General features: G+C 64.4%; 29 protein-coding genes and 1 tRNA gene. 21 read left to right on the top strand and 9 right to left on the bottom strand.

What is annotated here, in order from left to right:
- Positions 1–59: 59 nt before the first annotated feature.
- Complete coding sequence (locus tag I6F24_RS23635) at positions 60–1,304, bottom strand: MFS transporter (RefSeq protein ID WP_036014982.1); 1,245 nt, start codon at positions 1,302–1,304, stop codon at positions 60–62.
- Between the two features lie 169 nt (positions 1,305–1,473).
- Between I6F24_RS23635 and I6F24_RS23630 the strand changes: the two genes are divergently transcribed.
- Positions 1,474–2,826 carry an Nramp family divalent metal transporter gene (locus tag I6F24_RS23630; protein ID WP_225151847.1) on the top strand — a complete coding sequence of 451 codons (1,353 nt, stop codon included), beginning with the start codon at positions 1,474–1,476 and terminating at the stop codon, positions 2,824–2,826.
- Between the two features lie 56 nt (positions 2,827–2,882).
- On the opposite strand, the gene I6F24_RS23625 is transcribed toward I6F24_RS23630, so the two are convergent.
- From I6F24_RS23625 to hemB, 3 genes are all read right to left on the bottom strand, one after another.
- The gene (locus tag I6F24_RS23625) at positions 2,883–3,659 is read right to left on the bottom strand and encodes an arginyltransferase (RefSeq protein ID WP_225151846.1); all 777 of its coding nucleotides are present in this window, start codon (positions 3,657–3,659) and stop codon (positions 2,883–2,885) included.
- A gap of 68 nt (positions 3,660–3,727) precedes the next feature.
- Positions 3,728–4,270 carry an RDD family protein gene (locus tag I6F24_RS23620; protein ID WP_057029747.1) on the bottom strand — a complete coding sequence of 181 codons (543 nt, stop codon included), beginning with the start codon at positions 4,268–4,270 and terminating at the stop codon, positions 3,728–3,730.
- A gap of 229 nt (positions 4,271–4,499) precedes the next feature.
- Positions 4,500–5,561, bottom strand: a complete 1,062-nt coding sequence (gene hemB, locus I6F24_RS23615) for a porphobilinogen synthase (RefSeq protein WP_036025484.1) — start codon at positions 5,559–5,561, stop codon at positions 4,500–4,502.
- Between the two features lie 138 nt (positions 5,562–5,699).
- Between hemB and I6F24_RS23610 the strand changes: the two genes are divergently transcribed.
- From I6F24_RS23610 to I6F24_RS23555, 12 genes are all read left to right on the top strand, one after another.
- Positions 5,700–6,203 (top strand): DUF6163 family protein, encoded by a 504-nt coding sequence (locus I6F24_RS23610; RefSeq protein WP_025036697.1) that lies wholly within the window; start codon positions 5,700–5,702, stop codon positions 6,201–6,203.
- 513 nt (positions 6,204–6,716) lie between these two features.
- The gene (locus I6F24_RS23605) at positions 6,717–7,235 is read left to right on the top strand and encodes a MarR family winged helix-turn-helix transcriptional regulator (protein ID WP_025036696.1); all 519 of its coding nucleotides are present in this window, start codon (positions 6,717–6,719) and stop codon (positions 7,233–7,235) included.
- Positions 7,236–7,437: 202 nt separating this feature from the next.
- Positions 7,438–7,668, top strand: a complete 231-nt coding sequence (locus I6F24_RS23600) for a hypothetical protein (RefSeq protein WP_225151844.1) — start codon at positions 7,438–7,440, stop codon at positions 7,666–7,668.
- Between the two features lie 37 nt (positions 7,669–7,705).
- Positions 7,706–7,927, top strand: coding sequence for a hypothetical protein (locus tag I6F24_RS23595; RefSeq protein WP_025036694.1), 222 nt, complete (start codon positions 7,706–7,708; stop codon positions 7,925–7,927).
- A 263-nt stretch (positions 7,928–8,190) separates the two neighbouring features.
- Positions 8,191–9,489 (top strand): serine hydroxymethyltransferase, encoded by a 1,299-nt coding sequence (gene glyA / locus I6F24_RS23590; protein WP_225151842.1) that lies wholly within the window; start codon positions 8,191–8,193, stop codon positions 9,487–9,489.
- A gap of 70 nt (positions 9,490–9,559) precedes the next feature.
- Positions 9,560–10,042 (top strand): transcriptional regulator NrdR, encoded by a 483-nt coding sequence (nrdR, locus tag I6F24_RS23585; RefSeq protein ID WP_011087793.1) that lies wholly within the window; start codon positions 9,560–9,562, stop codon positions 10,040–10,042.
- Entirely contained in the window at positions 10,039–11,187 is a 1,149-nt protein-coding gene (gene ribD, locus I6F24_RS23580) for a bifunctional diaminohydroxyphosphoribosylaminopyrimidine deaminase/5-amino-6-(5-phosphoribosylamino)uracil reductase RibD (RefSeq protein ID WP_225133826.1), read from the top strand. Before nrdR ends, ribD begins: the two co-directional genes overlap by 4 nt.
- A complete protein-coding gene (locus tag I6F24_RS23575; RefSeq protein ID WP_225147201.1) occupies positions 11,187–11,801 on the top strand; it encodes a riboflavin synthase in 615 nt (204 codons plus the stop codon). Before ribD ends, I6F24_RS23575 begins: the two co-directional genes overlap by 1 nt.
- A 62-nt stretch (positions 11,802–11,863) precedes the next feature.
- Positions 11,864–12,355, top strand: a complete 492-nt coding sequence (gene ribH, locus I6F24_RS23570) for a 6,7-dimethyl-8-ribityllumazine synthase (protein WP_036010456.1) — start codon at positions 11,864–11,866, stop codon at positions 12,353–12,355.
- Between the two features lie 4 nt (positions 12,356–12,359).
- Entirely contained in the window at positions 12,360–12,857 is a 498-nt protein-coding gene (gene nusB, locus I6F24_RS23565) for a transcription antitermination factor NusB (protein WP_036010453.1), read from the top strand.
- A gap of 175 nt (positions 12,858–13,032) precedes the next feature.
- Positions 13,033–14,031, top strand: a complete 999-nt coding sequence (gene thiL / locus I6F24_RS23560; RefSeq protein ID WP_225151839.1) for a thiamine-phosphate kinase — start codon at positions 13,033–13,035, stop codon at positions 14,029–14,031.
- Positions 14,032–14,266: 235 nt separating this feature from the next.
- Positions 14,267–16,387, top strand: a complete 2,121-nt coding sequence (locus I6F24_RS23555; RefSeq protein WP_036010450.1) for a sodium-translocating pyrophosphatase — start codon at positions 14,267–14,269, stop codon at positions 16,385–16,387.
- Between the two features lie 175 nt (positions 16,388–16,562).
- Here I6F24_RS23555 and I6F24_RS23550 read toward each other — a convergent pair whose 3' ends face one another.
- Both I6F24_RS23550 and I6F24_RS23545 read right to left on the bottom strand, forming a co-directional pair.
- Positions 16,563–17,564: a tripartite tricarboxylate transporter substrate binding protein gene (locus I6F24_RS23550; protein WP_225151838.1), complete on the bottom strand. Its 1,002-nt coding sequence runs from the start codon at positions 17,562–17,564 to the stop codon at positions 16,563–16,565.
- 216 nt (positions 17,565–17,780) lie between these two features.
- Positions 17,781–18,266 (bottom strand): outer membrane protein assembly factor BamE, encoded by a 486-nt coding sequence (locus I6F24_RS23545; RefSeq protein WP_036010444.1) that lies wholly within the window; start codon positions 18,264–18,266, stop codon positions 17,781–17,783.
- A gap of 98 nt (positions 18,267–18,364) precedes the next feature.
- On the opposite strand from I6F24_RS23545, the gene I6F24_RS23540 reads away from it, so the two are divergent.
- From I6F24_RS23540 to I6F24_RS23505, 8 genes are all read left to right on the top strand, one after another.
- Positions 18,365–18,916: a ubiquinol-cytochrome C chaperone family protein gene (locus I6F24_RS23540; protein WP_109143544.1), complete on the top strand. Its 552-nt coding sequence runs from the start codon at positions 18,365–18,367 to the stop codon at positions 18,914–18,916.
- The gene (locus I6F24_RS23535) at positions 18,913–19,476 is read left to right on the top strand and encodes a DUF177 domain-containing protein (RefSeq protein ID WP_036025465.1); all 564 of its coding nucleotides are present in this window, start codon (positions 18,913–18,915) and stop codon (positions 19,474–19,476) included. The genes I6F24_RS23540 and I6F24_RS23535 overlap by 4 nt, the downstream gene beginning before the upstream one ends.
- A 300-nt stretch (positions 19,477–19,776) precedes the next feature.
- Entirely contained in the window at positions 19,777–20,838 is a 1,062-nt protein-coding gene (plsX, locus tag I6F24_RS23530) for a phosphate acyltransferase PlsX (RefSeq protein WP_036010436.1), read from the top strand.
- Positions 20,835–21,815: a beta-ketoacyl-ACP synthase III gene (locus I6F24_RS23525; protein ID WP_036010434.1), complete on the top strand. Its 981-nt coding sequence runs from the start codon at positions 20,835–20,837 to the stop codon at positions 21,813–21,815. Before plsX ends, I6F24_RS23525 begins: the two co-directional genes overlap by 4 nt.
- Before the next feature lie 132 nt (positions 21,816–21,947).
- Positions 21,948–22,289 carry an integration host factor subunit alpha gene (locus I6F24_RS23520; protein ID WP_036010431.1) on the top strand — a complete coding sequence of 114 codons (342 nt, stop codon included), beginning with the start codon at positions 21,948–21,950 and terminating at the stop codon, positions 22,287–22,289.
- 24 nt (positions 22,290–22,313) lie between these two features.
- Complete coding sequence (locus I6F24_RS23515; RefSeq protein WP_057029740.1) at positions 22,314–22,889, top strand: MerR family transcriptional regulator; 576 nt, start codon at positions 22,314–22,316, stop codon at positions 22,887–22,889.
- Between the two features lie 109 nt (positions 22,890–22,998).
- Positions 22,999–23,076, top strand: a tRNA-Pro gene (locus I6F24_RS23510).
- A gap of 328 nt (positions 23,077–23,404) precedes the next feature.
- Positions 23,405–23,896, top strand: a complete 492-nt coding sequence (locus I6F24_RS23505) for a YetF domain-containing protein (protein ID WP_036010407.1) — start codon at positions 23,405–23,407, stop codon at positions 23,894–23,896.
- A gap of 200 nt (positions 23,897–24,096) precedes the next feature.
- Here I6F24_RS23505 and I6F24_RS23500 read toward each other — a convergent pair whose 3' ends face one another.
- From I6F24_RS23500 to I6F24_RS23490, 3 genes are all read right to left on the bottom strand, one after another.
- On the bottom strand, positions 24,097–24,603 hold the full coding sequence (locus I6F24_RS23500) for a septal ring lytic transglycosylase RlpA family protein (protein ID WP_036010404.1): 507 nt from the start codon (positions 24,601–24,603) through the stop codon (positions 24,097–24,099).
- A 165-nt stretch (positions 24,604–24,768) separates the two neighbouring features.
- Complete coding sequence (locus tag I6F24_RS23495) at positions 24,769–25,314, bottom strand: hypothetical protein (RefSeq protein ID WP_225125132.1); 546 nt, start codon at positions 25,312–25,314, stop codon at positions 24,769–24,771.
- Positions 25,311–26,564 (bottom strand): OpgC domain-containing protein, encoded by a 1,254-nt coding sequence (locus tag I6F24_RS23490; protein WP_063822468.1) that lies wholly within the window; start codon positions 26,562–26,564, stop codon positions 25,311–25,313. The genes I6F24_RS23495 and I6F24_RS23490 overlap by 4 nt, the downstream gene beginning before the upstream one ends.
- Positions 26,565–26,758: the final 194 nt, after the last annotated feature.

Here is a 26,758-nt window from a genome sequence, read left to right as displayed (position 1 = left end):
CCCTCAACGGAGGGACCTTGGATTGCGTCGTCGCTACGCTCCTCGCAATGCACTTGTGATCAGCACCGCGCCGCCACCTCATCTCCCACCATGTCCGGCTGCCGGTCCAGTCCCACTGCCGGTGACAGCAGGATCACCAGCGCCTGCACGCCGAATAACGCCGCGGCGAGATAGAGGCATGCCTCCGCGCTCCAGAGGCCGCCGACGAGCGCGCCCAGCACTGAACCGAGCGGGCGGGCGCCGTAGCTCATGATGTTGATGGCGGAGACGCGGCCGAGCAGGCGCGGCGGCGTCACGGACTGGCGCAGCGTCGTGGTCGAGATCACCCATAGGATCGGGCCGACGCCGAGCAGGAAGAAGCTCAAGCCCGCGAGCCAGGGCGAGGGGACCAGCACCGTCAGCGCCATCACCAAGGCGGCGACAAAGCCGGTGACGGGGCCGAGCCCCACCACGGTGCCAAAGGCGATGCGCTTCATCACGCGCGTGGCGAGGAGCGCGCCGATCACCATGCCGACGCCGTACATCGTCAGCACCGTGCCGACACCGGCGGCGCTCAGACCGAGATGGCGCACGGCGTAGGGCACGAACACCGCGATCTGCAGGAACCAGCCGGTGTTGAAGATGAACTGGGTGATGAAGACCGGCCGCAGCAGCGGATGGTGAAACACGAAGGCCGCGCCCTCGCGGATCTCTTGGAGCGGATGCCGCCGGGGCGCCGGCGCACGTGCGGGCTCGTAGATGCCGGAGAGCAGCACGACCGCGATGGCCGAGAGCGCCGCGGCAAAGCCGAACGCCGGGCTCGCGCCCCACCACCCAACCAGCGCACCGCCGAGTGCAGGCCCGCTGGCGAAGGCGATGGTGCGCGCCAGCTCGATGCGCGCATTCGCCGCCGGCAACAAGTTGGAGCTCACCAGCGAGGGCACCAGCGCCGGTGCTGCCACGCTGTAAACGACGGTGCCGCACACGGCGGCGAAGCCGAGCAGGGCCAGCAGCGGCAGGTTGAGGGCTCCCAGCGTGAGCAGCAGCACGACGGCCGCGAGCGCCACCGCCCGCAGTGCCTCGGCGCTCGCCATCAGCCTGCGGCGGGAAATTCGGTCTGCAAACACGCCGGCGGGGATGGCGAACAGGACGAAGGGCAGGGTGAGCGCGGTCTGCAGCAGGCCGGTCTGGCCTTCGGCCACCCCCAGCGTCAGCACGGCGACGATGGGCGCTGCCGCGAGCGCGATCTGCTCGGCCGACTGCGCTGCGAGATTGGACCAGGCGAGGCGGTTGAAAGTGTCAGGAAGGCGAGGCGGCGTTGACATGGCGCATATCCCGTAGAGGCGAATTTGCGCCAATGTTGGCCCCCGATGACCACCAAACCCACCCGCTTCCCGACAAGAGGCGATTTCCGCGATCGGCGGCGGGAATGCCCGCCGCTAGATGCAGTTGCAAATGAGTTGCAATAAGAATGAACTTGGGTATTCTGCCGATATGGATGCCCGATCACCCCACATAACTCCCGACCTCGCCGGCTGGCGCGCTGATGCGCCCACCACCAAAAGCCTCGCTGAGGTTAATTCCACCGTTGCCATTCCCGCCGCGGGCCGCTGGTGGCGCCGGCTGCTGGCCTTCGTCGGGCCGGGCTACCTCGTCTCGGTCGGCTATATGGACCCCGGCAATTGGGCGACCGATCTCGCCGGCGGGTCGAAGTTCGGCTACACGCTGCTCTCCGTCATCCTGATCTCGAACTTGATGGCGATCCTGCTCCAGTCGCTGGCGGCTCGGCTCGGCATCGTCACCGACCGCGATCTCGCCCAGGCCTGCCGCGCCTCCTATCCGCGGGTAGTGAACTTCCTGCTTTGGCTCGCCTGTGAGGCGGCCATCATCGCCTGCGATCTCGCCGAGGTGATCGGCACGGCGATCGCGCTGAAGCTGCTGTTCGGCATTCCCCTGATCGGCGGCGCATTGATTGCAGCCCTCGACGCCTTCCTGCTGCTGCTGCTGATGAACCGGGGCTTCCGCTTCCTGGAGGCTTTCGTCATCGCGCTGCTGGTGGTGATCGCCGTTTGCTTCGCGGTGCAGATCGCGGCGGCGGCTCCGCCGGTGGCAGAGGTCTTGCGGGGCTTCGTGCCCAAGAGCGAGATCTTCACCAATTCCGACATGCTCTACATCGCGATCGGCATCATCGGTGCCACCGTGATGCCGCACAATCTCTACCTGCACTCCTCGATCGTGCAGACGCGCGCTTATGAACGCAACGACACCGGCCGGCGCGAAGCGATCAAATGGGCGACGACGGACTCGACCATCGCGCTGATGCTGGCGCTGTTCATCAACGCCGCGATCCTTGTCGTCGCTGCTGCGACCTTCCACAAGAGCGGCCACTCCGACGTGGCCGGGATTGAGCAGGCGTTCGAACTGCTGTCGCCGCTGCTCGGCCTCGGCATCGCCTCGACGCTGTTCGCGGTGGCGCTGCTCGCCTCGGGCCTCAATTCGACGGTCACCGCGACGCTCGCTGGCCAGATCGTGATGGAGGGCTTTCTCGACCTGCGCCTGCCGAGCTGGGCGCGCCGCCTCTTGACCCGCGGCATCGCCATCATTCCCGTGATCATCGTCACCGCGATCTACGGTGAGCGCGGCACCGCGGATTTGCTTGTGTTCAGCCAGGTCGTGCTGTCGATGCAGCTGCCTTTCGCGGTGATCCCGCTGGTGCGCTTCGTCTCGGATCGGCGCAAGATGGGCAAGTTCGCGATCCCGATGTCGGTTGCCGCGGTCGCCTGGATCGTCGCGGGCATCATCGTGATTTTGAATCTGAAGTTGCTGGCAGATACGTTCTTTGAGTGAGTGGCGAATGGCGAGTAGCGAGTGGGGTCGTTCTCCTACTCGCCACTCACCATTCGCTAATCCTGCGGCTCGGAGGCCGTGTCGCCCTGCGCGTCAATGCGCAGCCAGCCTGACGGGGCGAGGCGCTGCTGCGGCAGGAAGCGGGCCTTGTAGTCCATCTTCTTCGAACCCTCGATCCAGTAGCCAAGATAGACGTAAGGCAGCCCTTGCCGGCGGGCCCGGGCGATGTGGTCGAGGATCATGAAGGTGCCCATCGAGCGGCTGACCTGGCCGGGATCGAAGAACGAATAGACCATCGACAGGCCGTCGCTGAGGACGTCGGTGAGCGCCACGGCGATCAGCTCCTCGCCGCGGCCGGTGATGCCGCTGTCGGGGCCGCGCTTGCGGTATTCGATGATGCGGGTCTCGACGTGGCTGTCCTCGACCATCATGGCGTAGTCGAGCACGGTCATGTCGGCCATCCCGCCGTGGCGGTGGCGGGCGTCGAGATAGGCGCGGAACACCGAATATTGCTCGGAGGTCGGCACCGCGCTGCGCTGCTCGCCGATGATGTCGGCGTTGCGGGCCATCACCTTGCGGAAGTTGCGCGAGGGGCGGAACTCGTTGGCGATGACCCGGACCGAGACGCAGGCCCGGCACTGGTCGCAGGCGGGACGGTAGGCGATCGACTGGCTGCGGCGGAAACCGCCATGGGTGAGCAGGTCGTTGAGGTCACCGGCGCGGTCCCCGACCAGATGCGTGAACACCTTGCGCTCATGTCGGCCCGGCAAATACGGGCAGGGTGAGGGCGCCGTGAGGTAAAACTGGGGGGTGTCGCGCGAGTGCTGGGTCAAGGGACGTCGTGGGCCTCCGAAACAGGCATCAGCATCGCGCTCCAAAAGCCCCCGGTCAATCGATTAGCTCACCACGTCCGCGCCGCCTGCGGTGCGGGTATGCGAACCGAATTGTTGATCACGACCGTTCCCAGCACGAAATCGTGCAGCAGGCGCCGGCGGCCGTTGAACAGGCCAACCAGCACCACGAACGGCGACAGGAACGAGACCGTCACCCAGAACAGCACGGCATGGGTGGCGCCGAGCACGAAGTAGCCGGGCGCGCCGTACCAGGTGCGCAGCTCCAGGTCCATCAGGCGCATGCCGACCGTGGCGGAGGACGCACCGCCGATGCTGGCGCCGTAATAGACGATAGCCCAGATCACGGAGGCCGGCCAGGCGATCCAGAACAGCGCCCAGCCGATGCCGAGGGTGACCACGCCGAACAAGGCGATGAAGATGTAGCCGAGGATCACCGGCACCGAGATCACGACCATGTCGATCAGGAAGGCGAACACCCGCCGCGTCGCGACGCCCCGGAACAGTTCCGGATGCAGGTCAGGGTCGTAGGCATGCGGTTGCATGGCGCCGTCATTGCGCCAGCCGCCTGAATTGCCCGAGTTGTACGACATGGTCCGTTCTCCCAGCGAAGCTCCCCTCGCAGGACATGGGAACAGGCCATGCCCGTGCCAAGGGCGCGCGGGCGGCAGCAAGCCGAAATATTCCGGCGATTCGGGGGCGGTGATCGGGCGGTCCTGTAGGGTGGGCAAAGGCGCGCTTGCGCCGTGCCCACCATTGCCCGCCGACTTACACGATGGATGAATCGGTGGGCCCGCTTCGCTTGGCCCACCCTACGACAGCTTACGTCTGGCCCCGCAGCTTCTCCGCTGCCTTCGGCGCAAAATAGCTCAGCACACCGTCGGCGCCGGCCCGCTTGAAGGCGAGCAGGCTTTCCATCATGGCACGGTCGCCGTCGAGCCAGCCGTTGTTCGCGGCTGCGGCGATCATCGCGTATTCGCCGGAGACCTGATAGGCGAAGGTCGGCATCGCAAACGTGTCCTTCACGCGGCGGACCACGTCGAGATAGGGCATGCCGGGCTTCACCATCACCATGTCGGCGCCCTCGGCGATGTCGAGCTCGACCTCGCGCAGCGCTTCATCGGTGTTGGCGCTATCCATCTGATAGGTGCGCTTGTCGCCGGTGAGCGTCTTGGCCGAGCCGATGGCGTCGCGGAACGGGCCATAGAAGGCGGAGGCGTATTTCGCGGCATAGGCCATGATCTGCACGTCGAGCAGGCCGGCGCGGTCCAGCCCCTCGCGGATCGCGGCGACGCGGCCGTCCATCATGTCGGAGGGCGCGATGATGTCGCAGCCGGCTTCGGCCTGCACCAAGGCCTGACGCACCAGCACGGCGACCGTCTCGTCATTCAGGATCTTGCCGTCGGAGATCAGGCCGTCATGGCCGTGGCTGGTGAAGGGATCGAGCGCGACGTCGCAGAGGATACCGATCTCCGGAAACTCCTTCTTGATCGCGCGCACGGCCTGGCAGACCAGGTTGTTCGGGTTGGTGGCTTCCGAGCCTTCCTCGTCGCGCAGGGACGGATCGGTGTAGGGAAACAGCGCGATGCAGGGGATGGTCAGCTTCATCGCGCGCTCGGCCTCGCGCACGGCCTGGTCGACGCTGAGGCGGTCGACGCCGGGCATCGAGGCGACCTGCTCGCGCTTGTTGGTGCCGTCGATCAGGAACAGCGGCCAGATCAGGTCGTCGGTGGTGAGGACGTTCTCGCGCACCATGCGCCGGGCCCACTCGGCCTTGCGGTTGCGGCGCGGACGGACGGTCAGATCGAGGGCATGCGGCACTGCCGTGCTGTCCCGGCGCGAAACGTCGCGCAATTCGATCGGACGTCCGTATTTGATCGCCATCACTCTTCCTCCGGCTGGAATTATTCTTATACCAGCTCGCATGGTTCCCGTCACCGCGGCTTGACCTGCCGCAAGGCAGATCTGAACCTGACTTGGGCAGCCGATTGATTTTGCGGGCCGAAGCAGCCAGAAGGGGCCATGTCCGAGATCTCCACCCGCGATGCGGCCCAAGGCGGCGCCAATGCCAGGGACGCTGCCCGTGACACTGCCCGAGAGAGCGCGCTCTCAGTGGCGGCGATCTCCTCGGAGCGCTCGGAGTCCGACGACAATGTCTGGACCCGACGGCTGGTGCTGTTCCTGCGGGTGATGGCGCTGCTCTCGATCCTGAAAGGCCTCTATCACTGGGCGCAGGTCACGGGCTTCGTCGGCGGCGAGGACGAGGCGTTCGAGAACCAGTCGATGGCCTGGCAGGCCGCGACGGTCTACTTCGCGGTGATCGAGCTCGTCGCCGCCGTCGGCCTCTGGCTGGCGACGCCCTGGGGCGCGGTGGTGTGGCTGACGACCGTGGTGTCGATGGCCGTGATCGAGCTGATGTTCCCGGGAATCTACGGCGGCAGCCTCGTCGTGGTCGGCGTCGAGGTCTTCATGCTTGCCGCTTATCTTGCGCTCGCCTGGATGGCCGCGCGCGAGCGGCCGCCGTAGCGCGCAGAGATTCACGCTCACGCTCTCGTGCCCGGACAATGCAGCACGCCGAAGTTTGCGGCGTGATGCGTTGCAGAGCCGGGGCCCATCTTTCCGATATCTCGCTTTTGGCTTCTGGGATCCCGGGTCTGCGCGCCGCTTGCTGCGCTTGTCCGGGACAGGAGAATGTTGCGTTTGGTTGACCGCTGGTTGCCTAAAATTCGCGGTAAGTTTTCATTGACCAGCCGGTTCCGCCACAGCTCTTACGCGTGCGTTTCGAAACGGGGCGGGGCTGTTCTGGAATGCGACAACAGCGGCGGACGGAGGGTGAACAGGACCTTGCGAAGGTCAACAGAGGCTTTCAAAAAGTACTTGTGGCACAGGCTTAATGCGCAATTCACTGTCTTAAATTCATGATCTCTTTATTCTCTTATTTAAGCCGATCTTCAAACGCCCCTCTTAAGTTGCACCTATCAGACGGGACACAAGTTTCGTCGAATAAGTGTCGATAAAAACGACAACAGGGGAAGTGTCATGATGAAAGCCGTCGCAACTGCGGCAGATACCGCAGAGCGCGTCTCCGGCCAGCAGGGTTCGGTGCAGTCGCTCTATCTGGAAGCTTTGACTCTGGTGGAGCGGCTGCATCGCCGGCTCCTCGACGTGATCAAGGACGAATTCGATCGCCGCGGCCGCGCGGACATCAACTCGGTCCAGGCGCTCTTGCTCTACAACATCGGCGACAAGGAGCTGACCGCGGGCGAATTGCGCACGCGCGGTTACTATCTCGGCTCCAACGTCTCCTACAATCTGAAGAAGCTCGTCGAGCTCGGCTTCCTCGATCATCAGCGCTCGCGCGTCGATCGCCGCTCGGTGCGCATTCGCCTGACCCCGCAGGGCCAGGAAGTCCGCCGCATCGTCGATGCGCTCTACCAGAAGCACGTCAAGACGGTGGAGCAGGTCGGCGGCATCTCCGGCGACGAGTTTGCGACCCTCAACAAGTCGCTGCACCGCCTGGAGCGGTTCTGGACCGACCAGATCCTCTATCGCCTCTGAGTTCTAAAGGGATCTGGGCGAAGCCGGCCCGCAACAAGACCGGCAGCCCTCCCGAACCTGCCTGACTTCCCCAAGCGCGCTGGTCCGGAGTTGCCCCGGACCGGTGCGTTGTATTTTTTTTGCACCTGCGAAAAAATCCCCCCGGCAGCCAGGAACCAGTTCCGGGCTCGGCGCTTATCTTCTTCGGATCGGAGAAACGGCGATGCTGGTCGAGCGCGGGCTTCGGGTGATGAACGTGGAACTCGTCAGCGAGGCCTACGCCATCGCCGCGAACTACCTTCGCCGCTCCGGCGCAGACACTCTCGTCACCGACGACCGCCTGCTTCACCTGATCGTCAAGCTGCTCCAGCAGGGCGAATTCAACAAGATCAGGCTGGCCAACAGGGCGATCGCCCGGTTCCAGGCGCAGACCGAGGCCAGAGCGGTTGCCTGATCAAAACCCCCAAGATCCCGACCAACCAGAGGATGCCATGGAAGCTGCCATCGACCGCATCATGCAGACCTACGACCTGCTCGCCAACCGCACCGCGGCGGCCAGCGCCGAGGCGCGTGAAAAGGTCACGAACTACCTCAACATCCTGATGGAAGCCGGCGAGACCGACACCCATAGGTTGACGGTCTGCGGCCTGACCTATCTGCGCCAGCTCGACGGCAGCGTCGACCCCGTGAAGGCGGGGTATACCGGGCTGTAAAACGACGCCGGCTGCCCCGGCGGCAGCTGGCAAGAAATAAGGCCCAAAGCGGCCCCACCCGGATATTGACGGGGAGCGGATCTCGCAAGACCGCTCCCGGGCTGAAAACCTCCAATCCCACCATATCTTGCATAAATATCAGGCCCGACCCGCAAATGCTTGGCCGCGGTCGGCCGATGTGGTAGATCGCGCGTGCTTCCGACCGCCACACCAGACCCGCCCGTAGCCCGCCAAAAGGCTGCGGCGGTGGAGATATTCGCAAGATGACCGCACCCAAGTCCGCCTCCGCGCCCGATTCGTTTTTCACCGCCTCGCTCGAGCAGGCCGATCCGGAAATCGCTGCCGCCATCAAGGGTGAGCTCGGTCGGCAGCGCCACGAGGTCGAGCTGATCGCCTCCGAGAACATCGTCAGCCGGGCCGTGCTGGAAGCGCAGGGTTCGGTCATGACCAACAAATACGCGGAAGGTTATCCGGGCGCGCGCTATTACGGCGGTTGTGAGTGGGTCGACGTCGCCGAGAACCTTGCGATCGATCGTGCCAAGAAGCTGTTCGGCGCCAGTTTTGCCAACGTGCAGCCGAACTCCGGCAGCCAAATGAACCAGGCGGTGTTCCTGGCGCTGCTGCAGCCGGGCGACACCTTCATGGGTCTCGATCTCGCCGCCGGCGGCCATCTCACCCATGGCTCGCCCGTGAACATGAGCGGCAAGTGGTTCAAGGCCGCGCATTACACCGTGCGCCGCGAGGACCAGATCATCGACATGGATGCGGTGGCCAAGCAGGCCGAAGAGGTCAAGCCGAAGCTGATCATCGCCGGCGGCTCGGCCTATTCGCGCGCCTGGGACTTCAAGCGTTTCCGCGAGATCGCCGACAGCGTCGGCGCTTACCTGCTGGTCGACATGGCGCATTTCGCTGGGCTCGTCGCCGGCGGCGTGCATGCTTCCCCGGTGCCGTATGCGCACGTCACCACCACCACGACGCACAAGTCGCTGCGTGGTCCGCGCGGCGGCCTGATGCTGTGGAATGACGAGACGCTGACCAAGAAGCTCAACTCGGCGATCTTCCCGGGCCTGCAGGGCGGTCCTTTGATGCACGTGATTGCAGCCAAGGCGGTCGCCTTCGGCGAGGCGCTGCGTCCGGATTTCAAGGTCTACGCCAAGAACATCGTCGAGAACGCCAAGGCCTTGGCCGAGACGTTGAAGGGCCATGGTCTCGATATCGTCTCCGGCGGCACCGACAATCATCTGATGCTGGTCGATCTCCGGCCGAAGGGCCTGAAGGGCAACGTCTCGGAGAAGGCGCTGGTTCGCGCCGCCATCACCTGCAACAAGAACGGCATTCCGTTCGACCCGGAATCGCCCTTTGTGACCTCGGGCATTCGGCTCGGCACGCCGGCTGCGACCAGCCGCGGCTTCGGCGTGGCCGAATTCCAGCAGGTCGGCGGCATGATCGCCGAGGTCCTCAATGCGATCGCGCAATCCTCCGACGGCAAGGCGCCGCTGGTGGAAGTTGCGATCAAGGAACGGGTCAAGGCGCTCACCGACCGGTTCCCGATCTACCAGTAAGGCGCCGCATGATCCGGAAAAGTGGGTACCGGTTTTCCGAAGAGATCATGCGAAAATAAAGGTCACACGGATGCGCTGCCCGAACTGCAACAGTCTCGATACGCAGGTGAAGGACTCGCGTCCGACCGAGGACTCGTCCGTGATCCGCAGGCGGCGCGTGTGCGTCGCCTGCAATTTCCGCTTCACCACCTTCGAGCGCGTACAGCTGCGCGAGCTCACGGTGATCAAACGCAACGGCCGCCGCGTGCCGTTCGATCGCGACAAGCTGATGCGCTCGGTGCAGATCTCACTTCGCAAGCGGCAGGTCGAGCCGGAGCGCGTCGAGAAGATGGTCTCCACCATCGTGCGCGAGCTCGAGACCGGAGGCGAGGCCGAGATCTCCTCAGAGGTGATCGGCGAGACCGTGATGGAGCATCTGCGCACGCTCGACGACGTCGCCTATGTGCGCTTTGCCTCGGTCTACCGCAATTTCCGCGAGGCCAAGGATTTCGCCGACGTGCTCGGCGAGCTCTCCGGCGAGGAGGAAGCGCGGCTCGCCGCGATCCGCAAATGATCTTCCGCATTCTGGAAGACCAGTTCGCGCAGAAGGCCCGCGAGGCCAAGGATGCTGATCGCCGTTTCATGGAGCTGGCGCTTGCGCTCGGTCGGCGCGGGCAGGGCCGGACCTGGCCCAATCCGGCCGTGGGCGCCGTCATCGTCAAGGACGGCGTCATCGTCGGCCGCGGCTGGACGCAAGCAGGCGGACGTCCGCACGGTGAGCCCGAGGCGTTGCGGCGGGCGGGCGAAGCAGCGCGGGGTGCCACGCTCTACGTCACGCTGGAGCCGTGCTCTCATTTCGGCAAGTCGCCGCCTTGCGCCGATGCTGTGATCGCCGCCGGCATCAAGCGCGTGGTGGCGGCGATCGAGGACCCCAATCCGGAAGTTGCGGGCCAGGGCCATGCGCGCCTGCGCGCCGCCGGCATCAATGTGGACGTCGGTCTGTGCGCGGCGGAGGCCGCGTTCGACCATGCCGGCCATTTCCGCCGCATCCGGGACCAGCGTCCTCATGTGATCCTGAAGCTCGCGGTCTCGCCTGACGGCAAGATCGGTGCGGCCGGCGGCAAGCCGCTTGCGATCACGGGGGAGGCGGCACGCAACCGCGTGCATCTGCTCCGCGCGCAAAGCGATGCCATCCTGGTCGGCATCGGCACGGTGCTGGCGGATGATCCGCAGCTCAACTGCCGCCTGCCGGGCATGGCGGCGCGCTCGCCGGTGCGTGTGGTGCTCGACCGGAGCCTGCGCATTCCCGCATCGAGCCAGCTGGTTCGATCCGCGCGCGAGACGCCGCTTTGGGTGATCGCTTCCGAGCTTGCGGAAGCGGCCGCCGCGACGCGCCTTGGCGCGGCCGGTGCGCAAATCATGCGCATGCCTCCGGGGAGTGCATCCGGGCTCGATCTTTCGGCCGTGCTGCATGCGCTGGCGGAGAAGGGCATCACGCGGCTGATGGTCGAGGGCGGCAGCCGTGTTGCGGCGTCCTTCGTCGCGGCCGATCTCGTCGACGAGGTCTGGCTGTTCCGCGGAGCGGAAGCGGTCGGCGAAGGCGGCGTCGATGCGCTCGATGCATTGCCCCTGTCGAAAATCACGCAGTCGCCGGCCTACAAGGTTCATGCTAGCGAGACCTGCGGCAAGGATACTCTCACCATCTACGAGCGCGCGTAATGTTCACCGGCATTGTCACCGATATCGGCGAGATCGTCAGCTTCACGCCAACGGCGCCGGGGCAGCTGCACCGGCTGCGGATCGCCTGCCGCTACGATCAGAGCACGATTGCGGACGGCGCCTCGATCGCCTGCAACGGCGTCTGCCTGACCGTGGTTGCCTCGGGCATCGCAGACGGCAGAACGTGGTTCGACGTCGATACCGCGGCCGAGACGCTGGCGCTGACGACGGCCAAGCACTGGAAGGTCGGCACCAGGCTCAACCTCGAGCGCGCGCTGAAGATCGGCGATGAGCTCGGCGGCCATATCGTCGCCGGCCACGCCGATGGCATTGCAACCATCGTCAGCCGCGAGGACTTGCCGGATATGGCGCGTTTCGTGCTCTCGACGACGCGGGAGCTGGCCCGGTTCATCGCCACCAAGGGCTCGATCACGCTCGACGGCGTCTCGCTGACGATCAATACGGTTGCAGACGTGACCTTTTCGGTGCTGATCATACCGCACACGCTTGATGTTACGACGATCGGCAGCTGGAAGGCGGGGGATGAGGTTAATATCGAGGTCGACCTGATGGCCCGCTACGCGGCGCGGCTGACGGAAATGACGGTCTCTTAGAACTTGGCTTACCTGCTTCCGGCGACTACATAGCGCCGACCCCTTTCGAAACGGATTGAACGATGGCAGACGCGCGGCGCGCACCCCTGAAGGACCAGACCGACATTTCCGGCGCGCGCGCGCTGATTGTCGAGGCGCGGTTCTATGACGATCTCCAGGATGCGCTGCTGGACGGCGCGGTGGCCGAGTTGAAGGCGGCCGGCCTGACCCACGACGTCATTACGGTTCCCGGTGCGCTGGAGATCCCCGCGGCAGTCGCCATCGCGGTCGATGCCGCGGCGGCGAACGGCAGGCCCTATGATGCGGTGATCGCGCTCGGCTGCGTGATCCGCGGCGACACCATTCATTTCGAGATCGTCTCGCAGGAATCCTCGCGCGCGCTGATGGACCTCGCCGTGGCGCGGAAGCTGCCGCTCGGCAACGGCATCCTCACCGTCAACACCGAGGCGCAGGCCTGGGCGCGGGCGCGTGCCAGCGAGCTCAACAAGGGCGGCGATGCCGCGCGCGCCGCGCTTGCGATGCTGCGCATTAAACGCCGCCTGGCGCGGGCCTGAAGCCATGGCCGATAACACCAAGAAGCCGACCGGCGTTGTCGAGAAGAAGGCGAACCGGCGCGGTGCGGCACGGCTCGCAGCCGTGCAGGCACTGTACCAGATGGACATCGCCGGTGCGGGCATCAACGACATCTTTGCCGAATTCGAAAGCCATTGGCTCGGCAACGAGGTCGAGGGCGAGACGTATCTGCCGGCGGAAGCCGCCTTTTTCCGCGACGTCGTCTCCGGCGTCGTGCGCGACCAGAAGAAGCTCGATCCACTGATCGACGAGGCGCTGTCGAAGGGCTGGCCGCTCAAGCGGATCGAGGCGATCCTGCGGGCAGTGCTGCGGGCAGGAGCCTATGAGCTCCAGCATCGCAAGGACGTGCCGGGCCGGGTGGTGGTCTCCGAATATGTCGACGTCGCCAATGCTTTCGTCGACCGCGAGGAAACCGGCATGGTCAACGCCGTGCTCGACCAGATCGGCCGCCAGTTTCGCGGCGACGAGTTCGGGCGGGGGTAGTTTCCCGCGAGGGCGGTGAAGTGATGCGAGACGACTGCCCCATTCTCCGTCGTCATCACCCGCGAAGGCGGGTGATCCAGTACGCCGCGGCCTATCGGGCTAACACGACTGTCTCTCGAATACTGGATCGCCCGGTCAAGCCGGGCGATGACAGCGGTGGATGGGGCTGACGCCGATGGAAACCACACAAAATCCCTCCGGCGAAGACTCCCTCATCGCGCGCTATTTCAAGCCGCTGGCGACCGATCCCGGCGCGTTCGGGTTGGTCGACGACGCGGCGGTGCTGTCCTCGTCCGGCGAGGACATCGTCGTCACCACCGACGCGGTGGTGGAGGGCGTGCATTATCTTGCCGGCGATCCGCCTGACACCATCGCGCGCAAGGCGCTGCGGGTGAACCTGTCCGATCTCGCGGCGAAAGGAGCGACGCCGGCAGGCTTCGTGCTGACGCTGGCGCTGCGCAGCAAGGAGGATGCCTGGCTGCGTCCCTTTGCGGACGCGCTGGGCGATGATGCGAAGACCTTCGCTTGTCCTCTGCTCGGTGGCGACACGGTGTCGACGCCGGGCCCGCAGATGATCTCGATCACCGCCTTCGGCCGTGTGCCTCAGGGGCGGATGATCGGCCGCACCGGCGCAAGGCCGGGCGACCGCGTCCTGGTCACGGGCACGATCGGCGATGCCGCGCTCGGCCTCGACGTGCTCAAAGGCGGGGCTACCGCCAGCGCGCTGACCTCCGATCCCGCGGCACGGGATTTTCTGGTCTCGCGCTATCGGGTGCCGCAGCCACGCAACGTGCTGGCGCCGGCCCTGCGCGATCATGCCACCGCGGCGATGGACGTCTCCGACGGCCTCGCCGGTGATCTGACCAAGCTCTGTGCCGCCTCCGGGGTCGCGGCTTCGGTCGACGTGACGAGCCTGCCACTCTCGGCCGCGGCAGCCGGCCTTCGCGCCCGCAACGTCGCGTCTGTCGAGACGCTGCTTGCCGGGGGCGACGACTACGAGGTGCTCTGCACCGTTCCGCCGGCACAATGCGAGACGCTGATTGCCGCGGGGCAGTCCCTCGGCGTTGCCGTGACCGCAATCGGTACCATCACGGAGGGGCAGAAGCCGCTGCGCTTCCTGGACGGGCAGGGCCAGGATCTGCTTTTGACGCGGCTGTCCTACAGCCACTTCTAGGAATTGCTCAAACCGGCATCTGAGTTCTCAGCGCTTGGTCCTAAATACCTGCCAAGATCGGCCTTTTCGGGCTGATCCGGCGTTGCACCCTCAATGTGATTTTGGCAAGCTCGCGGCCGACTGGAGCCGTCCCTTAAGGGCAAGGGGGCGGCTTTGTTCAAAATCAAGGCGCTGCACCGCACGACGGACAACAAAAGGCGCCGGGGGTACATCAAGGATCTGAGGCAAACATCACATGACAGCATTATGGTTGATAGTGCTCTGCGGAGCGCTTTCCGTCGCCTACGCGATTTGGGCGACGTCTTCGGTCTTGGGCGCGGATGCGGGGTCGCCGCGCATGCAGGAGATCGCAGGGGCGGTGCGCGAAGGCGCACAAGCCTATCTCCGGCGGCAATACACCACGATCGGTATCGTCGGCATCGTCATCTTCGTGCTGCTTGCCTATTTCCTCGGGCTCTATGTCGCGATCGGTTTCGCCATCGGCGCGATCCTGTCCGGCGCCGCGGGCTTCATCGGCATGAACGTCTCGGTCCGCGCCAATGTGCGCACCGCCCAGGCCGCGACGACGTCGCTGGCCGGCGGCCTGGAGCTCGCCTTCAAGGCGGGCGCCATCACCGGCCTTCTGGTGGCGGGTCTGGCGCTGCTCGGCGTGACGCTCTATTTCGGCTTCCTGGTCCATTCGCTGAAGCTCGCGCCGGATAGCCGCGTCGTCGTCGACGCCCTGGTGGCGCTCGGCTTCGGCGCCTCGCTGATCTCGATCTTCGCCCGTCTCGGCGGCGGCATCTTCACCAAGGGTGCGGACGTCGGCGGCGACCTCGTCGGCAAGGTCGAGGCCGGCATTCCCGAGGATGACCCGCGCAACCCTGCGACCATCGCCGACAACGTCGGCGACAACGTCGGCGACTGCGCCGGCATGGCCGCCGACCTGTTCGAGACCTATGCGGTGACCGCGGTCGCCACCATGGTCCTGGCGGCGATCTTCTTCGCCAAGACGCCGATCCTCGCCAACATGATGACGCTGCCGCTCGCGATCGGCGGCATCTGCATCATCACCTCGATCATCGGCACCTTCTTCGTCAAGCTCGGGCCGAGCCAGTCGATCATGGGCGCGCTCTACAAGGGCCTGATCGCAACGGGCATCCTGTCGCTGATCGGCATCGCCCTGGTGATCTACTACCTGATCGGCTTCGGCAAGCTCGAGGGCGTCAACTACACCGGCCTGGCGCTGTTCGAGTGCGGCGTGGTCGGTCTCATCGTCACCGCCCTGATCATCTGGATCACCGAATACTACACCGGCACCGACTATCGTCCGGTGAAGTCGATCGCCCAGTCCTCGGTCACCGGCCACGGCACCAACGTGATCCAGGGCCTCGCCATCTCGATGGAAGCGACCGCGTTGCCTGCGATCGTCATCATCGCCGGCATCCTGGTCACCTACAGCCTCGCCGGGCTGTTCGGCATCGCGATCGCGACCGCCACCATGCTTGCGCTGGCCGGCATGATCGTCGCCCTCGACGCCTTCGGCCCCGTCACCGACAATGCCGGCGGCATTGCCGAAATGGCGGGACTGCCGAAGGAGGTGCGCAAGTCGACCGACGCGCTCGACGCGGTCGGCAACACCACCAAGGCGGTCACCAAAGGCTACGCGATCGGCTCCGCTGGTCTCGGCGCCCTGGTGCTGTTCGCGGCCTACAACGAGGACCTCAAGTTCTTCGTGGCCCGCTCCGCGCAGCATCCCTACTTCGCCGGCGTCAATCCGGACTTCTCACTGAACAATCCCTACGTCGTGGTGGGCCTGCTGTTCGGCGGTCTGTTGCCGTACCTGTTCGGCGCGATGGGCATGACCGCGGTCGGCCGTGCGGCCGGTGCGATCGTCGAGGAGGTCCGTCGCCAATTCCGCGAGAAGCCGGGCATCATGCAGGGCACCGACAAGCCTGATTACGGCAAGGCGGTCGACTTGCTCACGCGCGCGGCAATCAAGGAGATGATCATCCCCTCGCTGCTGCCGGTGCTGTCGCCGATCGTCGTCTACTTCCTGATCTATGCGATCGCGGGCGGCGGCGCGGCCGGCAAGTCGGCGGCATTCTCGGCCGTCGGCGCCATGCTGCTCGGCGTCATCGTGACGGGCCTGTTCGTCGCGATCTCCATGACCTCGGGCGGCGGCGCCTGGGACAACGCCAAGAAGTACATCGAGGACGGTCATTTCGGCGGCAAGGGCTCTGATGCCCATAAGTCCGCGGTGACCGGCGATACCGTCGGCGATCCCTACAAGGACACGGCGGGACCTGCGGTGAACCCGATGATCAAGATCACCAATATCGTGGCCCTGCTGCTGCTGGCGATCCTGGCGCACTGAGCGGCGCTGACGCGACAAGAGAAAACCCCGCGGCGTGAGCCGCGGGGTTTTTGATTTGGCGATCCGACGCTCTCCCGACGTCATTGCGAGGAGCTCTTGCGACGAAGCAATCCAGCATCGTTCCGCAGAGACAGCCTGGATTGCTTCGCTTCTCTCGCAATGACGTGAGAGAGACCTACTGCACGTCCATCTGCAGGCCTTCCTTCTGGATGATGCCGGCGAACTTCTTCGTCTCGGCGTCCACGAAGGCGGCGAACTGCTCGGGCGTGCCGTAGTCGGCGCGGGCGCCCATGGAGGCGATCTGCTTCTTGACGTCCTCGCGCTCCAGCATCGCCTTGACCTGGAGATTGAGCGCGCCCAGCACCTCGGGCGAAGCGCCCTTCGGCAGGAAGACCGCGAACCAGGAGGACACGTCGAAATTCGCCAGCTCCGGCGCGCTCTCGCGCATGGTCGGCAGGTCTTTGGCGAGGTCGCTGCGCTCGGGCGTGGTGACGCAGAGACCGTTGAGCGTGCCGCTCTGCACCTGAGGCAGGGTCGGATAGAGATTGTCGAACAGGATCTGTATGTCGCCGGCAAGGGCGGCCTGGAGCGCGGGGCCGGCGCCGCGGAACGGGATGTGCGTCATCTTCAGGCCGGTGAGCTGGAGAAACCAGGCGCCGGTGAGGTGGGGGCTCTGGCCGACGCCGGAGGAGGCGTAGCTGAGCTTGTCCGGATTGGCCTTCAGATACGCGATCAGCTCGGGAATCGTTTTGATGCCGGTCTTCGGATGCGCCGAGACGATGTTCGGAATCCGGATCATGTTCGAGACCGGCTGAAGCTGGTCCGGCTTGTAGCTGAGGTTCTTGAAGATGCTGTAGGCGATCGCGTTCGGGCCGGGGTTGCCGACCAGGATGGTGTGACCATCCGGCTTGGCGCGCACGGCCTCGGCGGTGCCGATCGTGCCGCCGCCGCCGGAGCGGTTTTCCACCACAGTCGACTGACCCCAGGCGGTCTGCAGATGCGCGGCCAGGAGGCGGCCCATCACGTCCGTCGAGCCGCCGGCCGCGGCCGGCACGATGAGACGAACGTTTTCAGTGGGCTTCCAGTCGGCAAGGCTCGATCGCGGTAGAATCGCTGCGGCCGAAAGGCCGGCAGCACCGGCGAGCACACGACGGCGGGACAACAAAGGCTTATGCACGAATCCACTCCTGCTTTTTGCTTTGCGGGAACCGTAGGGAACGGCACGTGCGACCGCAAGTCGCGCGCGACGACAAGTGCCGCGCAGAGAGCGGCACGACGACGCAGGCGTAAGCCCATATACCTTGCGATGGAATTAAGCGGCTTCAGGAGCCTCGTTCGACGCGCATTTTCGACGCGAAGCGACAAGCCGCTTCGATCGAATCCTTCGACGGCCTCAGTTGAAGCTGAGCAGCTTGAACAGCGGGGTAAGGTAGCTCATCTCCTGACCCGACGTCGGCGTGGTGCGGCTGATGAAGTCGAAGATCTTGCCGTCCTGGAGACCGTAATTCGCAAGCCGGCGCACGCGCCGGGTCTTGTCGAAATAGACTGCGATGACACGCTGATCGACCACCTTCTGGTTCATGAAGGCGACCGGGCGCTCCGAGCGCTGCGAGATGTAGTAGAACACTTCACCGTCGAGGGTCGCGACCGTCGAAGGCGTGCCCATCACGATCAGCACCTGATCCTGGCTCGCGCCGATCGGAATCTGCTCGAGCGCGCCGGGCGGCAGGATGTAGCCTTTCTGGAACTGCTCGCCGGTGCAAGCTGCAAGGGCCACGCCGATCACGGCGGTGGCCGCGAGCATGCGCAGGCCGCGCCAACAGGCATGAAGGCCGCGCCGCATGTCCGCGCGCAGGCTGATCTGGTTCGTTGTCGTCATAGCGGAACTGATTCCGTCCCCTTGCGTCGCGCGAGGCGCTGAAGTACCGGGCTGGGCGTCTGAATGCAACTCGCGCGCGCCCGCTTGCGGAAACCACAATGCTTTGGCCGTTCAATCACTTCAGGAAACCCCGGCGAACCCCGCCTGGCACCATTGAGGCCATCTATGGCATGATCGTGACGCAGGCGCGAGAACCCCTGTTTTACCGGGTCTTGGGTGTGCCCGATACGGTTAACGGGCGTTTCGACCTGTTGCTGCTGCATCTCTGGCTGCTGCTGCGCCGTCTGCGCGCGGTTCAGGGCGCCGCGGAGCTGTCGCAGGCGCTGTTCGACCGCTTCTGCGAGGACATGGACGACAATCTGCGCGAGATGGGGGTGGGCGACCAGACCGTGCCGAAGCGGATGCGGGCCTTCGGCGAGGCATTCTACGGCCGCGTCCAGGCCTACGACCAGGCGATGGAAGCCGGCGGCGAGGCGCTGGCAGCGGCGATCTGCAAGAATATCTTGAATGGGACCGGCTTCGACCAGGCGGAGCGGCTCGCGGCCTATGCGAGGGCCAGCGAGGCCGATCTTGGCCGGACCGACGAGGCCGCGCTGCTGCGCGCGTCCTTCAAGTTTCCCCGGGCGCTGTCACAGGATGTCACGCCATGAGCCGACCAGATACCGAGCGCGATCCCTGGCGGGCGCCCGTCATCGTTGCGCAAATCCCGGACGGCGGGTTGCATCGCGAGCTCGAGGCCTCAGTGGCCGAGCGGCAGGCGATGGCGGAGGTCGCGGGCTTGCGCGAGATCCTGTCCGCCCATGCCAGCTTCGATGTCGTGCCGAAAAGCGGCGGGCGGGTCCAGGTCACGGGCCTGGTTCGAGGCCGGATCGGCCAGACCTGCGTCGTCACGCTGGATCCGATCGAGAGCGAGATCGAGGAGGAGGTGGACCTGATGTTCGCCCCCGAGGCCGAGGCGCGCCGCCTGGCCGATCTGATCGAGGAGGGGCAGGACGACGAGGCGCCGCCCGAGGTTGCCGACCCGCCCGAGCCGATCACGGGCGGCATCATCGACCTCGGCCGGCTCGCCACCGACGTCCTGTTCCTGGCGATCGATCCCTATCCACGCAAGGAGGGGGCCGTGTTCGAGGCGGAGGTCACCGCTCCCGACCCCGAAGACCATCCCTTCGCCGTGCTGAAGGCATTGCAGGACAAGAAGAAGGGCCAATGAGGGGCATTTTGGCTCGCGGGCTGCCTTGCCAGGGGACGCGAGCCATTTGCCCTGATGGTTTGAGACAGCTGTTTATCTCTCTGATTTCAATGGATTTCTCGCGAAATCCGCGCCCGGCGGCCGGATTGCCCCGAATGCAAAAGGCTGGGGGCAAGAGGTTGTTTCGGGGGTACAAAACGCTATTGTCGCGCCCCGGTCCGGGTGCGGCGTGGCGCTTGGCCGGCCGCCGTACCGGTGGCGAACCCATTTTGCGGCCCCGCTGATCCCAAGACCGCACCAGACCAGGTTTCCAGGACTTACATGCCAAGCAAGGTTCGCATCGCGCTGGACGCCATGGGGGGCGATGTCGGCCCCGCCGTGGTCATTCCGGGCGCCGCCATCTCGCTTGGCCGGCATCGCGACACCGAGTTCCTGCTGGTCGGCGACCGCGCCAGGATCGAGCCCGAGCTCGACCAGCACCCGAAGCTGAAGGCCGCCTCCAAGATCATCCATACCGACGTCGCCGTCAGCATGAAGGACAAGCCGAGCCAGGCGCTGCGGCGCGGCCGCAAGACCTCCTCGATGTGGCTCGCGATCGACGCGGTCAAGAAGGGCGAGGCGGACGTCGCGATCTCCGCCGGCAATACCGGCGCGCTGATGGCGATGGCGCGCTTCCATCTGCGCACCCTGCCGGGGATCGACCGGCCGGCGATCTCGGCGATCTGGCCGACCCTGCGCGGGGAGTCCGTCGTGCTCGACCTCGGCGCCACCCTCGGCGGCGATGCCCACCATCTGGTGTCGATGGCGGTGATGGGCGCGGCCAAGGCGAGCGTGCTGTTCAACAAGACCCGGCCCACAGTCGGGCTGCTCAATATCGGCGCCGAGGAGATCAAGGGGCACGAGGAGATCCGCGAGGCCAGCGAGATCCTGCGGGCGCGGAACCTGCCGGAGCTCGACTATATCGGCTTCGTCGAGGGCGACGGCATCGGCAAGGGGCTCGCCGACGTGATCGTCACCGAAGGCTTTAGCGGCAACATAGCGCTGAAGGCGGCCGAGGGAACCGCACGGCAGATGGCGGAATTGCTTCGTCACGAGATGCAGCGGAGCTGGATGTCCAAGCTCGGCTACCTCTTCGCGCGCAGCGCCTTCCAGGCCCTGCGCGACAAAATGGACCCCAACAAGTCCAATGGTGGCGTGCTGCTGGGACTGAACGGGGTGGTGGTCAAGAGCCACGGCGGAACCAACGCCGAAGGCTTTGCCTATGCGATCGATGTTGGCTATGAGATGGCTCACTACGATCTCCTGAACAAGATCAATCAGATGCTCAACCGCGAGGGTGGTGCACTCAAATTCGTGCAGCCCGCGCCGGAGGATGTTTCGTGACTCAGATTCGTTCGGTCGTGCTCGGCTGCGGCTCTTACTTGCCGGAGCAGGTGGTGACCAACGCCCAATTGGCGGCGCGCATCGATACCTCCGACGAGTGGATCGTGCAGCGCACCGGCATTCGCGAGCGGCACATCGCGGCCGAGGGCGAGTTCACCTCGCACCTCGCCATCAAGGCGGCACAGGCGGCGCTCCGCGATGCCGGCGTTGACGCGCAATCGATCGAGCTGATCGTGCTGGCGACCTCGACGCCCGACAACACCTTCCCCGCGACCGCCGTCGCCGTGCAGCACGGCCTCGGCATCAATCATGGCGCGGCCTTCGATCTGCAGGCAGTGTGCTCGGGCTTCGTGTTCGCGCTCGCCACCGCCGACAATTTCCTGCGCACCGGGGCCTACAAGCGCGCGCTGGTGATCGGCGCGGAGACCTTCTCGCGCATCCTCGACTGGAACGATCGCGGCACCTGCGTGCTGTTCGGCGACGGCGCCGGCGCCGTGGTGCTGGAGGCGCAGGAGCAGCCCGGCAATGCCGCGACCGACCGCGGCATCGTGACCACGCATCTGCGCTCCGACGGCCGCCACAAGGCAAAGCTGTTCGTCGACGGCGGGCCGTCCTCAACCCAGACCGTCGGCCATCTGCGCATGGAGGGCCGCGAGGTCTTCAAGCACGCGGTCGGTATGATCACCGACGTGATCGTCGATGCTTTCAAGGCGACCGGGCTCGATGCCGACGGCATCGACTGGTTCGTGCCGCACCAGGCCAACAAGCGAATCATCGACGCTTCCGCGCACAAGCTGCACATCGCGCCGGAGAAGGTGGTGCTGACGGTGGACCGTCACGGCAACACCTCGGCGGCCTCGATCCCGCTGGCGCTCTCGGTGGCGCGCAAGGACGGCCGCATCAAGAAGGGCGACATGGTCCTGCTGGAGGCCATGGGTGGCGGCTTCACCTGGGGCTCCGCGCTGGTGCGCTGGTAAGCCACACCGATAAAATTTTGCCGGAATCCGCGCCGATTATCGCGACGTGTGCATTGATGTGCGGTGTTGACCGCCGTATCGTAAGCTCATAATTTCAGACAAGAATTGTTCGCCGTGAGGTGGGGCAGGGCGATGAGCGAGACCAGCAAAACCGTAACGCGTGTCGATCTGTGCGAAGCCGTCTACCAGAAGGTGGGCCTATCGCGCACGGAATCGTCTGCCTTCGTGGAACTCGTGCTGAAGGAGATCACCGACTGCCTGGAGAAGGGCGAGACGGTGAAATTGTCCTCGTTCGGCTCCTTCATGGTGCGCAAGAAGGGCCAGCGCATCGGCCGCAACCCGAAGACCGGCACCGAGGTGCCGATCTCGCCGCGCCGCGTCATGGTGTTCAAGCCGTCGGCGATCCTGAAGCAGCGGATCAACGCCCAGCACCGTACCAACGGTGACGCCACCCAGGCTCAAGAAGAGGCGTAACCGCCTTTCGGAAAGGACTGGCCTTTGGACAAGGCGCCGGATGCGTTCCGAACCATCAGCGAAGTAGCGCAGGAACTCGACATTCCGCAGCACGTGCTGCGGTTCTGGGAGACCCGCTTCTCCCAGATCAAGCCGATGAAGCGCAGCGGCGGCCGCCGCTATTATCGCCCCGACGACGTCGACCTGCTCAAAGGCATCCGCCGGCTGCTCTACGGCGAAGGCTATACCATCCGCGGGGTGCAGCGGATCCTGAAAGAGCACGGCGTCAAATCGGTGCAGGGCCTCGCCGACAGCGCGGCCGCGGTCTCCTTTGGCGCCATCGAGGACGCGATCGGCGCGAGCCTGATGGAGCCCGAGGACGAGGCCCCCATCAAGGGCATCACCGACACCGACGATGACGACTATCAGGGCGATGAAGAGGAAGGCATCGACTTCCGCTTCACCGAGGTCGACGACGAGGAGATCCTCACCACCTTCCGCAAAGGCGGCGCCGCCGTGCCCGCCGGCCCCAGCGCGCTCGACCGCGAGCGGCTGGAGCGGGTCCTCGGCGATCTCGTCGCCTGTCGCGAGATGCTGGATCAGGCCCTGAAGGAGGGCTAGGGCGGTCCCCGGCTTTGCGGGGCAGTTCCGGCCCCGCTTGGGCGGATACACCAAAATGCTGCGGCCTCGCCTTGCGCAAAGCGGCGATCCTAGCTAATGGAACGGCATTCGGAGCGTGGCGCAGCCCGGTTAGCGCACTAGTCTGGGAGACTAGGGGTCGGAGGTTCAAATCCTCTCGCTCCGACCATTTTTTCAACCTCTGTCGGGTGACCGTCGGCGTGGAGCGTGCTCCGGCCGCGACGATGCCTGTGGCCAGAAGCGGGGCCTGCGGTGGGCGGTACATCGAAACGACGAAAACAACCCCATGCACAGTAGCGATGTCATTGAGTCATATTGTTTTTCCGAATCGCCGCGTCGGACAGTGGTAGGAGCTGATCGTCCAGAGGACAATCACGGTCGAGCGGTCGGCTAGAGCCTCAACTCTTCACCATCCTCCTCGCAACTCCGAAACTGTTCGGGTCCGATAAGAGTTTCGATTCGCGGCATCAGGACGCTTCCATTCAGGCGAGGGCAACATGTTTCAGTTATCGTGGAGCGAGATCTTCGTCCCGACGCATTCCATCATGGAAATGATCGTGCGGGGCACCATCATGTATCTCGGCATCTTCACCCTGATGCGGTTCATTTTGAAGCGACAAACCGGCGGACTCAGCATTCCCGATTTGCTTCTCGTCGTCCTGTTGGCGGACGCGGCGCAGAATGGCATGGCGGGCGAATACCACTCGATCACAGAAGGTATCGTGCTCGTTGCCACCATCATTTTCTGGAATCTAGCCATCGACTGGGTCGGGTATCACGTGCCTTTCGTGGAGCGGCTTGCTCGGCCGGCGCCGCTCCTGCTCATCAAAAACGGGCAGGTCCTTCGCCGCCACATGCGGCAGGAGCTGGTGACGATGGATGAGTTGATGAGCAAGCTTCGCGAGGAGGGGATAGCGAGTCCCTCGGACGTCGTAGAGGCATATATCGAGGGCGACGGAAATATCAGCGTGAAGAAGAAGGAAGCCTGACGACCTTCGTCTGCCCGCCGACATGATCGGCGTTGCGGGACTACTTGTTATTCTGCGAGGCTTCCGCCGGCTTCCCCAAAAGGCACAAGCGCTGATACCTCAAATACCCCATCGCCATCCCGTTGAAGGCGGTGAGTACTCGAGGTCATATCCACAAACGCGTCGGGTTTTCAATGTCACGGCCGTTCAAAAGCCGCCCGCTACAACACCTCGGCACGAACCTGAGCTACGCCGCGATTCGTAATCCCCAAGCTGCGCGCGGCAGCGAGCGAGAGATCGAGGACGCGGCCACGAATGAACGGGCCTCTGTCGTTGATGGTGACGATGACGCTGCTTCCTCCATGGGTCACGCGGACCTTGGTGCCGAACGGCAGGCTGCGATGCGCCGCCGTGAGGTGATTCCGATTGAATGTCGAACCGCTCGCTGTCTTGCCTTTGGAATATGAATAATAGGAGGCCTTTCCCGAAAAGACTCGATTGAAAGATCGCATGCCCGAGCGATCAGCCGATGGCTCTTGTGCGGTTGGAGGTGGCGCCTCAATCTGATCCTTCTTCGGCTGTTCGGGTCCAGCAGGCGCCGGCTCTGCCTGAGCCTTCGGAATGATGGACCACCGGTCATGGAAATCCTGTGCTGCAGCGCCGTTCGCGTTCAATCCGATCCAAGCAGGGACTGTCGCAATCGCCGCCATTCTGACGAGAAGATGCATTGTCGACCTCGTGAACGATTGAAGATCAAGCCGACAATGCAAGCTCAGAGGTCGCGTTCCTCAAGACGCGCAAAACGGTGATGACATACCGACATCGCGGAGCAAGAGCGTGCCTGACTGAGATTGACCACGCTCCGGTTCTGCCCGGCCTCAAATAATAATGATTTAATTTGTCAAAATTAAATATGCATAAATATTTAAATTGGCGAGGCGAGTTACCGCGCGACGACTGACGCGGTCGCGTCCCGGCGGAGGATGAGTCGCGCAAATACGATCAGCTTTGGACGCGGGCAGTGCGATCGTCATCAGGCCAGATGCGAAGCTCAAGAAGCATCGTGCGGAGCTAGATCGCAAGTGCCCTGGCTTGTCGCCCACCCAGCTCAAATACCCCACCACCATCCTTGTCGTCTCGTCCACCAGCACCTTCACCATTTTCTCCGACAGCATCTCGGCTGCGTTCAGCGCCGTGTTGTGCGCGATGGCTTCGATCGTGCTCACGCACATGAACGCTGCGAGCGCGGGGTCGAGCTTGCGCATCTCCTTCCGGTGACGTTCGAGATAGGCGCGCACGAGGGCGTGGATTTCGTGGCTGTAGGCCTCGACCTCGGCGAGGTGGCCGGAGCGGGGGATCTGCTCGGCGAGGACGCGGTGCAGATTCGGGTCGATGGAATGGGCCTCGATCGCGATCTTGACGGCCGGCGCGGTTGTCAAACTTCCCTTAACGGCTGCTGCTGCGTACCCGTCCCGCAAGCGACCTGCGGCACCGTTCCGGCGGCGCGCACTACAAGATGCTCGAGGGGGCCGGTGCTTTCCGGCGCCCTCTTTCCATCCACCGGACTCTCATGTGAAGGTTTCTCTACTCGCTTTGACCAGGATCTGTAGTAGGCAACCGCCGTCATGATCGCGATTCCCGCAGCTCCGACGAGCAGTTGAGCGAGGATGCCGTTCCCTGCCAACTGCAGGATGAAGTACCCGATGAAGGCCAGGAGAATGCCCACACAGAACACTTCGAGGGACTGCTGGCCGCACTTTACCAGGGGTCGCAAGATGGTGGCTTGTAGCCCGCGCGCATCGATCGGTATGAACCGGGCACCAAGGATAATCAGTACCATCAAATGAAGATAGCGGTAGGGCGCCAGATTGGTCTTGTCGTTGGGATTGAAAAGCTCGAACAAGGCAGGCGCAAACAAGGCCCGGAGCTGAGGCTGGTGAGCAGCTAACGTCATGATCGCCGCAAAAATCAAATAGGCAACCGCAACAACCAGCACGAACCTGGACCGCAGCAAGAAATGCAGACGCCCCGCACCGGTCAACGCGAGCCATGCGCCCGTAACAAACAGAAGCTGCCACGCCAGCGGATTGAAGTACCAGCTTCCCGACGGATAGGAAGGCAGGTTCCAATGGAATTGCCGCGCAGCCAGATATAACAGCACCGACCCGATCATGGCGGCGTCGGGAAATCTCAACATCAACCAGAGGATCGGAGGAAACAGGCCCATCAAGACGACGTACAGCGGCAGCACGTCCAAATTCAGAGGCTTGTATCGCAGCAAAAGCCCCTGCGTCATCATCTCGATCGGCGCGCTGGTGACCGGTCCGGCGTTGAACAGATCGATCAGATCAGGCGCGTTGAACCTCTCCGACAGGAAATGGATGAAAGCCAGGTAGATCATGAATAGCACGATATGGGCGGTGTAGATTTGCCATACGCGCCTGAAGAGCCTGCTCGTTCCGAACACAAAGCCTCGCTCCATTTTTCGGGTATAAACGAGCGCCGAGGTGTAGCCGGAGATGAACACGAACAGGTCGGCCCCGTCGCTGAATCCATAATTTCGGAACGAACACCACACCAGCACTGTGCCGGGCACATGGCCGAGAAACATCGCCCAGTTGGCGAGGCCGCGAAACAGGTCGAGACGCAAATCACGTTGCGGTGGTGGCAGCGCAAGCGCGAGCTTCATTCTGCTTTCCGTCGTGTCACGATTCACGATCGATGTCCGCGCCCCGGCACTCCGCCGGGATCGCTCACGCTAGATGGCAGGCAATACAACACCCATACGACAATGTTGGCGCGCTGAGGCCGGCGGGATATTGACCTGAGTCAAGCGGCCCGCCGAGAGCCCCGGTACTATGCATGGTAACTTGGTCCCGAACA

It is taken from the genome of Bradyrhizobium sp. BRP23, assembly GCF_020194135.1.
Lineage (GTDB): Bacteria > Pseudomonadota > Alphaproteobacteria > Rhizobiales > Xanthobacteraceae > Bradyrhizobium > Bradyrhizobium yuanmingense.
The sequence above is the reverse complement of the archived record's forward strand: the minus strand, read 5'-3'. Positions and strand labels throughout refer to the sequence as shown.

What these genes read in the sequence shown, in the direction of transcription:
- I6F24_RS23505 (WP_036010407.1), top strand. Translation starts at nt 23,405, where the DNA reads ATGTTTCAGTTATCGTGGAGCGAGATCTTCGTCCCGACGCATTCCATC.
- nusB (WP_036010453.1), top strand. Translation starts at nt 12,360, where the DNA reads ATGGCCGATAACACCAAGAAGCCGACCGGCGTTGTCGAGAAGAAGGCG.
- I6F24_RS23600 (WP_225151844.1), top strand. Translation starts at nt 7,438, where the DNA reads ATGCTGGTCGAGCGCGGGCTTCGGGTGATGAACGTGGAACTCGTCAGC.
- nrdR (WP_011087793.1), top strand. Translation starts at nt 9,560, where the DNA reads ATGCGCTGCCCGAACTGCAACAGTCTCGATACGCAGGTGAAGGACTCG.
- I6F24_RS23520 (WP_036010431.1), top strand. Translation starts at nt 21,948, where the DNA reads ATGAGCGAGACCAGCAAAACCGTAACGCGTGTCGATCTGTGCGAAGCC.
- I6F24_RS23630 (WP_225151847.1), top strand. Translation starts at nt 1,474, where the DNA reads ATGGATGCCCGATCACCCCACATAACTCCCGACCTCGCCGGCTGGCGC.
- ribD (WP_225133826.1), top strand. Translation starts at nt 10,039, where the DNA reads ATGATCTTCCGCATTCTGGAAGACCAGTTCGCGCAGAAGGCCCGCGAG.
- I6F24_RS23545 (WP_036010444.1), bottom strand. Translation starts at nt 18,266, where the DNA reads ATGACGACAACGAACCAGATCAGCCTGCGCGCGGACATGCGGCGCGGC.
- I6F24_RS23575 (WP_225147201.1), top strand. Translation starts at nt 11,187, where the DNA reads ATGTTCACCGGCATTGTCACCGATATCGGCGAGATCGTCAGCTTCACG.
- I6F24_RS23555 (WP_036010450.1), top strand. Translation starts at nt 14,267, where the DNA reads ATGACAGCATTATGGTTGATAGTGCTCTGCGGAGCGCTTTCCGTCGCC.
- I6F24_RS23620 (WP_057029747.1), bottom strand. Translation starts at nt 4,270, where the DNA reads ATGTCGTACAACTCGGGCAATTCAGGCGGCTGGCGCAATGACGGCGCC.
- I6F24_RS23540 (WP_109143544.1), top strand. Translation starts at nt 18,365, where the DNA reads ATGCTTTGGCCGTTCAATCACTTCAGGAAACCCCGGCGAACCCCGCCT.
- I6F24_RS23535 (WP_036025465.1), top strand. Translation starts at nt 18,913, where the DNA reads ATGAGCCGACCAGATACCGAGCGCGATCCCTGGCGGGCGCCCGTCATC.
- plsX (WP_036010436.1), top strand. Translation starts at nt 19,777, where the DNA reads ATGCCAAGCAAGGTTCGCATCGCGCTGGACGCCATGGGGGGCGATGTC.
- I6F24_RS23490 (WP_063822468.1), bottom strand. Translation starts at nt 26,564, where the DNA reads ATGAAGCTCGCGCTTGCGCTGCCACCACCGCAACGTGATTTGCGTCTC.
- I6F24_RS23500 (WP_036010404.1), bottom strand. Translation starts at nt 24,603, where the DNA reads ATGCATCTTCTCGTCAGAATGGCGGCGATTGCGACAGTCCCTGCTTGG.
- I6F24_RS23605 (WP_025036696.1), top strand. Translation starts at nt 6,717, where the DNA reads ATGATGAAAGCCGTCGCAACTGCGGCAGATACCGCAGAGCGCGTCTCC.
- thiL (WP_225151839.1), top strand. Translation starts at nt 13,033, where the DNA reads ATGGAAACCACACAAAATCCCTCCGGCGAAGACTCCCTCATCGCGCGC.
- ribH (WP_036010456.1), top strand. Translation starts at nt 11,864, where the DNA reads ATGGCAGACGCGCGGCGCGCACCCCTGAAGGACCAGACCGACATTTCC.
- hemB (WP_036025484.1), bottom strand. Translation starts at nt 5,561, where the DNA reads ATGGCGATCAAATACGGACGTCCGATCGAATTGCGCGACGTTTCGCGC.
- I6F24_RS23610 (WP_025036697.1), top strand. Translation starts at nt 5,700, where the DNA reads ATGTCCGAGATCTCCACCCGCGATGCGGCCCAAGGCGGCGCCAATGCC.
- I6F24_RS23635 (WP_036014982.1), bottom strand. Translation starts at nt 1,304, where the DNA reads ATGTCAACGCCGCCTCGCCTTCCTGACACTTTCAACCGCCTCGCCTGG.
- I6F24_RS23595 (WP_025036694.1), top strand. Translation starts at nt 7,706, where the DNA reads ATGGAAGCTGCCATCGACCGCATCATGCAGACCTACGACCTGCTCGCC.
- glyA (WP_225151842.1), top strand. Translation starts at nt 8,191, where the DNA reads ATGACCGCACCCAAGTCCGCCTCCGCGCCCGATTCGTTTTTCACCGCC.